Below are 10,540 nucleotides of genomic sequence, written 5' to 3'. Positions count from 1 at the left end.
GGGTGCTCGATTATCCCAGGGCAGTCGGCGTCGCCGTTCACGTGTTCAAGCCAGACAGCCGTCGGCGGTCGAAGTCGAGGGACGCAGCATGAGCAAGCCGCGGAGCCGCCTCATTTCGAAGCCCGATCACGAGTTCGCGACTGTCAAAGGTTTCACGACGGCGATCCACTTCGGCAAGCAGGCCAAGCATCTCCCTGGCCAGCTCAACTACGACGCGACCAAGTCGACGATCACGATCGGTATCACGAGACTCCAGACCCTCGTTGAGCTGAAGGCTGGGACGGGACGCTGGGAAGGCAGAGCAGGGAACAAGGCGGTCATCGATTTCGGCGAGGTGATCGGAAAGCATCGCGACCCCAAGACCGGAAGGTCGGCTGACACCGATCGAGGCACGGTTCACTATTCCAAGACAGGAGCGCATGTCGTGCCCGCTGCTCCGAACCCGAGGAAGGGAGTCCATCCATGAGTTGGTTTCATCCTGTCGAGGAGCATCAGGTCGGTGCGATTCTCGGGTACCAGGACGAGTATCCTGGTACCCGCTACCTGATTGCGTTCGCGGACGGTGAGAGTTATGTCTGCGTGTACTTCACGTCGTACGAGAGCGAAAATGGTGGCGAAGTCGGTGTGGAGATGTACGACCCTGAGTATGACGAGTTCTATGTTGTCTCGTTCGACATCGTTGGGGTCATTGCCAATGGCAACTGGCGGTACAACGACACTCTATCCGTCGACTATCGCGACTTCCCGGTGAAGATCACAGACGTTGATACTGGCGCGACAATCTACCCGGAGTCAGCGACCACGCGCTGATCGAGAGGACGGCCCGACTGCTACAGTCGGGCCGGAATCGCCCGGGGGGTATACGACCGAAAGGGACTGGGATGTCCGAACTCTTGCCGCTGAACCCGGACGAACTGCTGACCACCACCCGGTCGGTGCGCAAACGTCTCGACCTGACCCGGCCGGTCCCGATGGAGATCATCCGCGAGGCACTCGAGGTCGCGTTGCAGGCACCCACCGGCAGCAACAGCCAGACGTGGCACTGGATCGTCGTCACCGATCCGGAGACCAAGCGCAAGATCGCCGACCTGTACCGCAAGTCCTTCGAGCCGTACATCGCCGCGCAGAATGCTGCCGCCGAACGCCGGGGCGACGAGACCGGAAAGCGCGTCGCGTCAAGTGCTAGCTACCTCGCCGAGGTCCTGCACGAGGTGCCGGCACTGGTCATCGGTGCGATCTTCGTCGGCAAGGGCGGACTGCCCGAAGGCAACCAGGCAGGGCTCTGGGGATCGCTGCTTCCGGGTGCGTGGAGCCTGCAACTGGCGTTGCGGGCGCGCGGGGTGGGATCGGCATGGACGACACTGCATTTGGCGTACGAGCGGGAGGTCGCCGAGATCCTCGGCATCCCCGACACCATCGCCCAGGGTGTGCTGCTGCCGGTGGCCTACTACACCGGTGACGGCTTCAAACCGGCTCCACGCAAACCGCTCGACGACATCCTGCACATCGACCGTTGGTGACCTGTGCGCACGCGCCGACGTACATGTGGCGCATCGAGCCGAAAACGCCGGACACCGTGACATGATGGCGAAGTGACCGATGGTGCGGTGGGGTGGGTGCTGGGCGTGCCCGGTCGTATCGTGTCCACCACGCTCGGTGTCGCCGCAGGTGGTGTCGGTCGGGTCAAGCGGACCACCGGTGCGTTGATCGGCGAGGTCGACCTCACCGGTCTGCTCCTCGGAGCGATCGATGTCGACCGGATCGTGCGGACCGTCGACATCGACCGAGCGGTCAAGACCATCGACGTCGACGCTGTGGTCGGCGGGATCGCCATCGACAATGTCGTCGGTCGTATCGACCTGAATGCGGTGCTCGCCGAGGTAGACCTGGGCCGGCTGCTGGAGTCGATCGACCTCGACCGGGTGCTCTCGCGGCTCGACCTCAACGCATTGCTGGCCCGGCTGGACCTCAACACCCTGCTCGCCGGCGTCGACCTGAACACCCTGCTCGGCCGTCTCGACCTCAATGCCGTGCTCGCCGGGGTCGACCTGGATGTCGTACTCGCCGGACTCGACCTCGACGCGCTCCTGCGCAAGGTTGATCTCGACGCACTGCTGGCGGCGCTCGATCTGGACGAACTGATTGGGCGCGTCGATCTCGACGCCGTGCTCGCGGGGGTGGACCTGATCACCATCGCCAACAGCGTCATCGACGGGGTCGACCTGCCCGAGATCATCCGCTCGGCGAGCACCACGGTCACCGGCGACGTGGTGACCGACGTGCGCAGCACCGGTGAGCGTGCCGACGACGCGGTGGCCCAGGCGGTCTCCAGATTGCTCCGGCGCAGGTCAGGTACGGATGGGTGAGGGTATTGCGCGCGATCGGCCACCGGCCGAGGCCGAACACGGCGTGCGCGACAGTGACAAGCCCGCGGGTGTTGTGAGCCGCGGTGTCGCGGCGATGGTCGACATCGCCGGCGTGCTGCTGATCCTCGTGATCTGCTATTTCTCGGTGGTGGCCGCGCGGCTGCTCACCTCGGTCCGGAGTTTTGCCTTCCCCCAGCCGGACACCATATTCACCGTCGCGGGATTCATCGTCGTGTCGGTGCTGTATCTGGCGGCATGCTGGGCGGTGTCCGGTCGCACACCCGGATCCGTGCTGATGGGTTTGCGGGTGGTCGACCGCAACGGCAGGAAGCTCTCGCCGGTGATCGCATTGGCGCGGGCGGTGTTCTGTACGTTCTTCGCAGCGGGATTGTTCTGGTCGGCGATCGACGCGCAACGCCGGTCGGCGGCCGACGTGGTCCTGCGAACCAGAGTCGTCTACTCCCGTTGAGACGCACTGTGGCCGACACATGACGACCCAAGATGGGGCACCGACCGGTGCCGAGCGCCCGCTGACCCGGCGTGGCCAGGCGAAGGCCGCCCGCCGGGCCGGGCTGCTGGAAGCGGCGGCCGGACAGTTCGCGGTGAGGGGTTTCGCGGCCGTCCGGCTCGAAGACATCGCGGCCGCGGCCGGGATCAGCGGCCCCGGCATGTACCGGCATTTCTCCTCCAAATCCGAGTTGCTCGATGAGCTCCTGGTCGATATCAGCCGACGCCTGTACGAGGGCGGAGAGCAGGTCGTGGACCGGCACGGGGGAGCGGGCTCAGGGCCGTCCGCGACGCTGCGGGCGCTCATCGAGTTCCACATCGACATGCTGGTCACCAAGCCGGATCTGATCTCGGTGCAGGACCGCGACCTGTCCTCGCTCAGCCAGGAGGCCAACCACGAGGTGCGTTCGCTGCAGCGCAGGTACGTCGAACGGTGGGTGGACGTGCTGGTCGAGGTGGGTCGGGAGGCCGGCGGGCCCGCGCTCGGTCCGGAGCAGGCCCGCGTACGTGTCCACGCCGTGTTCGGGCTGCTCAACTCCTCACCCCGGCTACCCGACTACCCGCGGCCCGCGCTGCGCAGACTGCTGGCATCGATGGCCACCGCCGCGTTGCTCGCCCCCGCCGGACCCGTGAACGAACACCTCTGACCTGCGCGAAACGCGTCTTCTGGTCCGTGAGAAAAATTCTTGTGCGATGTGTGTAACGCCCATCCTGAGGCCATCGATACACCTGACGACGGCAGCGCGGGAAATCCCCCGTTCCCGCAGTCTCCCCGGACGTGCTGCCGTCACATACTCGGTGCCCTCGCGCGAATCCCCCGTGGCGCGAGGGCACCGTCATGTCCGGGGCCGCGTTCGAGGCGTACTCCGGTGGTTGGTCGCGGCTGCACCGTCATGTCCGGGGCCGCGTTCGAGACGACATCGTCCCGTCCCCGCCACAGCCCGGCTTGTGGCTAGAGTGGATGCCGTTAACCGTGTGTGGGACAGAGGAGTCGGATGGCGACACGCGTCGACAGTTGGATCTGGGCGATCCGCCTCACCAAGACCCGTTCGGCTGCGGGCGCCGCTTGCCGGGCCGGACATGTTCGGGTCAACTCGGCCACCGCCAAACCGGCCACCACCGTCGCGATCGGCGACGAGGTCCGGGTCCGTCTCGGTGGCCGCGAACGGATCGTCGAGGTCACCAAACTGATCAGCAAGCGCGTGTCGGCGCCGATGGCCGCCGAATGCTATATCGACAACAGTCCGCCCCCACCGCCGCGAGAAATCGTCGCCAGTGTCCCGCTGCGTGATCGCGGAGCCGGCAGACCCACCAAACGTGAGCGTCGTGACCTCGACAAACTCCGGATGCGATCAAGTTTCCTGGTGGCCGTCGTGGCATTGTCGGCGGCGCTGCTGGCCGGCTGCTCCGGTGACGACGGCGGCGGCACCGGCGATGACCCCGACAACACCCCGACCGCGGCCGCGGGTCCGTTCTTCGGTCCCTGCGGGGGCGTCACCACAGAGGACGTCATCCGGATCACCGGATTCGCCGGCCTGACCCAGACCGTGAACAACACGTCGGCCTGCGAATGGGATGCCAGCGCCGACCGCACCGGAAAGGTCGCGTCGTTCAACTGGTACCGCGGCTCGCCCATCGGACGCGAGGAGGCCAACGTCAAACTCTCCCGGGCCACCGCCAAGAACATCGAGATCAACGGCCACAAGGGTTTCATCGGCTACGACCAGACCCAGGGCATCTGTGAGATCGGAATCGGATTCGGTTCGGACTTCTTCGAATGGTCGGTCAGCGCCGCCGAACGCGGGTCGACGGCCACGACCCTGCCGCCGATCGACACCGTCTGTGAGTCCGCCCGGCAACTGTCCCGGCTGGTCATCGAGCGAGCATCATGAAACGCGCCCGCTACGCCCTCGCGGCGCTCGCCGCCACCCTGCTGCTGCTCACCGGGTGCACGATCGACGGCACGCCCGTCGCCACCGGCCAGGGCGACACCGGCGGCGACAGCAAGGTCGACACGGACCGCTACGACAACCTGCTGCTCGAATGCAACATCCTGTCCGACTCGACGATCGCGAAGGTGGTTGGCGGCGCCGTCGCGCAGGGTACCTTCGTCGGAGCGATCTGCCGGTGGATCGTCACCGGCGCGACCACCACATCGGTGACATTCACCTGGTACGAATCGGGCAGCCTCAACTCAGAGAAGCAGATCGCCAAGAAATTCGGCTACACCACCGAGAACATCAAGATCGCCAGTCAGACGGGCTTCACGCAGCGCGATCCCAAGGACCCCGCCAAATGCGGTGTCACCGCCCGGGCCCCGAGCCGCGGAGTGTTCACGTGGTGGACCGAGCCACGTGGCGCGACCCCCGCCGACCCGTGTGCGGCGCCCACCAAACTCATGGAACTGGTCCTGAGCGGCGGGCAGTAACATTTTGCCGGCGGATGGTTCGTCTGGCGACTGGTACAGTCTCGGCTAACTAGAACACGTTCCAGACAGGTGTCCAGGACGAATGGCGAAAGGTGGTTCACTGATGCGCGTGGCCCTGCTGTCCTACCGGAGCAAGCCGCATTGCGGCGGACAGGGTGTCTACGTCCGGCATCTGAGCCGCGAACTGGCCCTGCTCGGCCATCAGGTGGAGATATTCTCCGGCGCCCCGTACCCCGAACTCGACCAGGTGGCCGTCGATGCCGGTGTCACCGTCACCAAGGTGCCCAGCCTCGGCCTGTACGACGAACCGAACCTCTTTCGCACACCCCGCCCGCGGGAGTACCGCGACTGGATCGACGTCATCGAGGTGCTGTCGATGTGGACGGCGAGCTTCGCCGAACCGCTCACGTTCAGCCTGCGCGTGGCCCGGCTGCTCAAGTCCCGCCGCGCCGACTTCGATGTCGTGCACGATAACCAGTGCCTGGGCTACGGCCTGCTCGACATCCAGCGCACCGGATTCCCGCTGATCGCCACGATCCATCACCCGATCACCCGCGACCGGGCGCTCGCCGTCAAGGCAGCCAGGGGGCTCAAGAAGATCTCCGCGTGGCGGTGGCATTCGTTCCTGGCGATGCAGGGCCGGGTAGCCCGGCGCATACCCGAACTCCTGACGGTCTCGCGCAGCAGTGAGGTCGATATCCGCAAGGCCTTCGACGTCGACAAGGGTGCGATCACCACCATCCCGCTCGGCGTCGACACCGACGTGTTCACCGCCGATGCCGCGCCCGAGCGAGTGTCCGGCCGGATCGTGTGCGTGGCCAGCGCCGACGCCCCGCTCAAAGGGGTGTCGTATCTGCTGGAGGCCGTCGCCAAACTCGGTGCCGAACGTGATGTCTCGCTGACGCTGGTGTCCAAACTCGACCCCGACGGCCCGTCGGCCAAGCTGATCGACGACCTGGCCATCGGGGACCGGGTGAACGTCGTCTCCGGCCTGGAAGACACCGAACTCGCCGGGTTGCTCGCCTCGGCGCAGGTGGCGTGCGTGCCGTCGCTGTACGAGGGCTTCTCGCTGCCGGCGGTGGAGGCGATGAGCTGCTCGACGCCGCTGGTGGCCACCCGCGCCGGGGCGATCCCGGAGGTGGTCGGCGATGCGGGTGTGATTGTGCCACCGCGTGATTCGGAGAGATTGGCGCAGGAGATCGGGCGGCTGCTCGACGACGCCGCCCTGCGTGAGCGGGTCGGCGCGGCCGGCCGGGCCCGCGTCGAGGAGTCCTACAGTTGGGCGGCCGTGGCCGCCAAGACCGCCGCACACTACGAGACGGTGCTGGCTCGAACAGGAGCCGGAGTGAAGGGGAAAGACCAGTGCTGACAGTGGATTTCGACCGGCTGAACGTCGGGGAGGGCACCAAGGCCATCGATATCGGCGCAGGCCAGGGGCGGCATTCATACGAGATGTTCCGCCGCGGAGCCGATGTCATCGCCTTCGACATGAGCGAATCCGACATGACCGATGTGGGCGCGATGTTCGACGCGATGATGGCCGAGGGGCAGGTTCCCGCGTCGGCCAAGGCACGTGCCGAAGTCGGTGATGCCCTGCATCTTCCGTACGCGGACAACAGCTTCGACGTTGTGCTGATGTCGGAGATCCTCGAGCACATCCCGTCCGACGACGCCGCGATCGCCGAGATGGTGCGGGTGCTCAAGCCCGGTGGCCTTGCGGCGGTGACGGTTCCGCGGTACTGGCCGGAGAAGGTGTGCTGGGCGCTGTCGACGCCGTATCACGAGGTCGAGGGCGGCCACGTGCGCATCTACAAGGCCTCCGAGCTCGCCGGCAAGCTGGAGAAGGCGGGCCTGGAGGTCACCGGTACCGATCACGCCCATGCCCTCCATTCGCCGTACTGGTGGCTCAAATGTGCTGTGGGCGTTGATAATGACGGTAATCCGCTGGTCAAGGCATATCACAAACTGCTGGTGTGGGACATGATGAGCGCACCGAAGTTGACCAGGGTGGGCGAGCAGCTCCTCAACCCGGTGATCGGCAAGTCGGTGGCGCTGTACCTGCGTAAACCCGGCGCGGCCGAAGCGGCCTGATGGCGATCCCCGCGATCGCGGGAGTCCTCACCGCTCAACAGGTCCTGGCGACGGGCGCGGCAATCGTTGCCATGCAGGAGGATTCGGGTGCGCTGCCGTGGTTCCCCGGCGGTCAGACCGATCCGTGGGATCACATCGAATCGGCGATGGCATTGTCGGTGACGGGTTTTCATGCCGAAGCCGAAGCGGCCTACGACTGGTCGCGCAGGCATCAGCGGGCCGACGGATCCTGGCCCATCCGCACCGTCGCGGGCCGGGTCGAGGACCCCAACATCGACAGCAACTTCTGCGCCTACATCGCCGTCGGGGTGTGGCATCACTACCAGATCACCGGTGACACAAGGTTTCTGAACCGTATGTGGCCGGTTGTGTGGTGGGCGATGGAACTGGTACTGACGTTCCAGCGGCCCGACGGCGCATTTCGCTGGGGCGGTGATCCGTCCGGTGCGAAATTCTCCGAGGCGCAGATCACCGGCAATGCCAGCATCTTTCACGCACTGGATTGCGCCATTCGTATCGCGGCCGAGATGCGCCAGCCCGAAGAGGACTTCGTCGTTGCGCACGCCGCGCTCGGAGCCGCCTTCACCGAACGGATGGACACCGCCTTCGAACCCCCGTCGGAACACTCGATGGATTGGTACTACCCGATCCTCGGCGGTGCGATGCGCGGGGAGCGTGCGCAGCGGCACATCGCCGAGCGCTGGGACGAGTTCGTGGTGCCGGGCAAGGGCGCACGCTGCGTGCATCACCGGCCGTGGGTGACGGGCGCCGAGACCAGCGAGCTGGCACTGGCTCTCGACGCGCTCGGCGACACCGCCGACGCGATCGCGCTCGTCGAGTCCATTCAGCATCTGCGCGATCCCGATGGATCGTACTGGACCGGTCTGGTGTTCTCCGACGGCAAGCGCTGGCCGGTGGAGAAGTCCTGCTGGACGTCGGCGGCCGTGGTGCTGGCCGCTGACGCGATCTCGCGCACCAGCGCTGCCAACGGCATTTTCCGGGATGTGCGGTCACCCCTGGGCGACGCGGGTAGAACGTGTTACAGTTCTAGCCACTAGACACCTGTCCAGGAGGCTTTGATGGAGTTCGGCATCGTACAGTTCACCAGTGACCGCGGGCTCAAACCGCAGATCCTGGCGCCACTGATCGAGGAGGCGGGGTTCGCCTCCTACTACGTGCCCGAGCACGGCCACATCCCCACGCGCCGCGACGCCGCCCACCCGCAGACAGGCGACTCGTCACTACCCGACGACCGGTACATGCGCACCCTGGATCCGTGGACGACCCTGTCCGCCGCGGCAGCGGTGACCGAACGGATCCGGCTGGCCACCGCGGTGGCGCTGCCGGTACAGTCCGACCCCATCACCCTCGCCAAGACCCTTGCGACGCTGGACCATATCTCCGGCGGCCGGGTCACCCTGGGCGTCGGATTCGGCTGGAACCTCGATGAACTGGGCGATCACAACGTGCCTCCGGGTCGTCGTCGCACGATGCTGCGCGAGTACCTGGAGGCGATGCGCGCGCTGTGGACCGACGAGGAGGCCGAATACCACGGCGAGTTCGTCGATTTCGGCACCAGCTGGGCCTGGCCCAAGCCGCCGCAGGGCCTGATCCCCACACTCGTCGGCGCCGCCGGCAACGAGAAGAACTTCAAGTGGATCGCCCGCAGCGCCGACGGCTGGATCACCACCCCCGGCGAGGCCGACATCGAGGGTTCGGTGGCTCTGCTCAAGCAGATCTGGAGCGACGCAGGCCGCGAAGGCACCCCCCAGATCGTGGTCCTGGATTTCCGTCCAGACCCCGAAAAGCTGGCCCGCTGGCAAGAAATCGGAGTAACGGAAGTCCTCTACGGCCTCCCCGACGATTCAGTAGAGAAGGCAAGTGCCTACCTGGCAAAACTGGCCGGCAAACTCGGTATTGCCCCGGCAGTCGTCTGACCCTGGTCAAAAACTGCCCTCCATGGGGCGCGTGATGGATATCTGCATCGCGGGGGTTGTGGAGGGTGGTTTTTATCCGGGTTTGCGACGGTGCTGCCCGCGCGCGATCACGGACTGGATGTCCCGGTAGGTGGAGTCCCAGGTTCGGAATACCTGGCCGTAGGTTACCCGCATCGGTAGGTAGCCTTGCGCCACCAGCTTTCGGTCGCGCGTGCGATCGGACTCGTAGTTGCTTTCGCCCGTGTGGTGATCCCGGCTGTCGAGCTCCAGAACCAGTCTGCCGCCGATCAGCAGGTCCACCCAGCCCACTTCTGGCACATGATGCTGGACTTCGACATGAACCCCCATGCTGCGCAGTCGTAGTCGCGTAGCTGTTTCTGTTCCCGACGCCGCGCGCCGATCGCATCGTTCGATAGCTGCCCGCAGCTTCTCCGGAGCGCCGAGGAACTCGCGGCGAAGCTCATCGTGACTCAGTTTGCCGTGGTGCAGGGCGGAGTCGCACACGATGATGAACTCCTCCTCGCTGAAGCATCGCGCGTAGTACGCAAGTGCGGTGGCGACATCGTCGATCGAACCCCGCGCCGGCGTCGGCCGACCGTGTCGTCGGCATCGGTCATGAGACTGCCGACGCTCATGCCGGGTGACACGCGCATGAACCCGCTTGTCGTGCTCGGGAATCCACAATTGGTGCCACGTCAGCGCCGTGACGCAGGTGACCACCGAATGGTCGGCGACGGCGCTGATGACGCGCGGGTCGGCGTCCGGAAAGGCGTGGAATCCGTGGCGAAGAGGCGTGAGTTGTCCGGCTGCCGAGGCCTGCCGGATCTGCTTCGGCGTGTAGCCCAGAGAATAGAGTTGCCTGCTGGTTGCCACCCCACCGAACCTGCGGTAGATCAAATCTAGGTTCACAGAACCAGTATCAGTCCAAAATCAAACCTACCTCTGATAAATCTCCAGCCTGTGGATGAACACGAACAAGAACCACCCTCCACAGCTCGATCGATGGATATCTGCATCGGTCACTCTGTGGAGGGTGGCTTTTATCCCGGGTCCGAAGCGAGGGCCGGCATGACGTAGCGGTGGATGTGGCGGGACACGTCTGCGGGGTTGTCCGGATTCAGGGTGGTGCTGGGGGTGGTGCCGATGCTGATCATCAGGCGTGCAACCCATTCCGCGGTTTCCGCCGGGTCGTGTCCGGGTGCGATGTCGCC

Annotated in this window: 13 protein-coding genes; 12 read left to right on the top strand and 1 reads right to left on the bottom strand. The window is 65.7% G+C overall.

The features are described 5' to 3' along the window. Window positions 1-88 precede the first annotated feature (88 nt). The 12 genes from KDB67_RS00065 (at window position 89) to KDB67_RS00010 (ending at window position 9,329) form a co-directional block, all read left to right on the top strand. Entirely contained in the window at window positions 89-466 is a 378-nt protein-coding gene (locus KDB67_RS00065; RefSeq protein ID WP_291010829.1) for a polymorphic toxin type 50 domain-containing protein, read from the top strand. Further along, complete coding sequence (locus tag KDB67_RS00060) at window positions 463-810, top strand: hypothetical protein (protein WP_291010827.1); 348 nt, start codon at window positions 463-465, stop codon at window positions 808-810. The genes KDB67_RS00065 and KDB67_RS00060 overlap by 4 nt, the downstream gene beginning before the upstream one ends. A 71-nt stretch (window positions 811-881) precedes the next feature. Continuing rightward, a complete protein-coding gene (locus KDB67_RS00055; protein WP_291010825.1) occupies window positions 882-1,520 on the top strand; it encodes a nitroreductase family protein in 639 nt (212 codons plus the stop codon). Between the two features lie 72 nt (window positions 1,521-1,592). Continuing rightward, entirely contained in the window at window positions 1,593-2,366 is a 774-nt protein-coding gene (locus tag KDB67_RS00050; RefSeq protein ID WP_291010823.1) for a hypothetical protein, read from the top strand. After that, window positions 2,359-2,835 carry an RDD family protein gene (locus KDB67_RS00045; RefSeq protein WP_291010821.1) on the top strand — a complete coding sequence of 159 codons (477 nt, stop codon included), beginning with the start codon at window positions 2,359-2,361 and terminating at the stop codon, window positions 2,833-2,835. The genes KDB67_RS00050 and KDB67_RS00045 overlap by 8 nt, the downstream gene beginning before the upstream one ends. 19 nt (window positions 2,836-2,854) lie before the next feature. Beyond that, window positions 2,855-3,520 (top strand): TetR/AcrR family transcriptional regulator, encoded by a 666-nt coding sequence (locus KDB67_RS00040; RefSeq protein ID WP_291010819.1) that lies wholly within the window; start codon window positions 2,855-2,857, stop codon window positions 3,518-3,520. Between the two features lie 348 nt (window positions 3,521-3,868). Beyond that, window positions 3,869-4,765, top strand: coding sequence for a DUF3558 family protein (locus KDB67_RS00035; RefSeq protein WP_291010817.1), 897 nt, complete (start codon window positions 3,869-3,871; stop codon window positions 4,763-4,765). Further along, a complete protein-coding gene (locus KDB67_RS00030) occupies window positions 4,762-5,301 on the top strand; it encodes a DUF3558 domain-containing protein (protein WP_291010814.1) in 540 nt (179 codons plus the stop codon). The genes KDB67_RS00035 and KDB67_RS00030 overlap by 4 nt, the downstream gene beginning before the upstream one ends. Before the next feature lie 103 nt (window positions 5,302-5,404). Beyond that, complete coding sequence (locus KDB67_RS00025) at window positions 5,405-6,670, top strand: glycosyltransferase family 4 protein (RefSeq protein WP_291010812.1); 1,266 nt, start codon at window positions 5,405-5,407, stop codon at window positions 6,668-6,670. After that, entirely contained in the window at window positions 6,664-7,392 is a 729-nt protein-coding gene (locus KDB67_RS00020; protein ID WP_291010809.1) for a class I SAM-dependent methyltransferase, read from the top strand. Before KDB67_RS00025 ends, KDB67_RS00020 begins: the two co-directional genes overlap by 7 nt. Continuing rightward, window positions 7,392-8,450 carry a prenyltransferase gene (locus KDB67_RS00015; protein WP_291010807.1) on the top strand — a complete coding sequence of 353 codons (1,059 nt, stop codon included), beginning with the start codon at window positions 7,392-7,394 and terminating at the stop codon, window positions 8,448-8,450. Before KDB67_RS00020 ends, KDB67_RS00015 begins: the two co-directional genes overlap by 1 nt. Before the next feature lie 21 nt (window positions 8,451-8,471). Then, window positions 8,472-9,329 (top strand): LLM class F420-dependent oxidoreductase, encoded by an 858-nt coding sequence (locus tag KDB67_RS00010; protein WP_291010804.1) that lies wholly within the window; start codon window positions 8,472-8,474, stop codon window positions 9,327-9,329. Window positions 9,330-9,401: 72 nt separating this feature from the next. Here KDB67_RS00010 and KDB67_RS00005 read toward each other — a convergent pair whose 3' ends face one another. Beyond that, window positions 9,402-10,238, bottom strand: coding sequence for a DUF559 domain-containing protein (locus KDB67_RS00005; RefSeq protein ID WP_291010801.1), 837 nt, complete (start codon window positions 10,236-10,238; stop codon window positions 9,402-9,404). Window positions 10,239-10,540: the final 302 nt, after the last annotated feature.

This window comes from Gordonia sp. (in: high G+C Gram-positive bacteria) (genome assembly GCF_020438995.1).
GTDB lineage: Bacteria > Actinomycetota > Actinomycetes > Mycobacteriales > Mycobacteriaceae > Gordonia.
The sequence above is the reverse complement of the archived record's forward strand: the minus strand, read 5'-3'. Positions and strand labels throughout refer to the sequence as shown.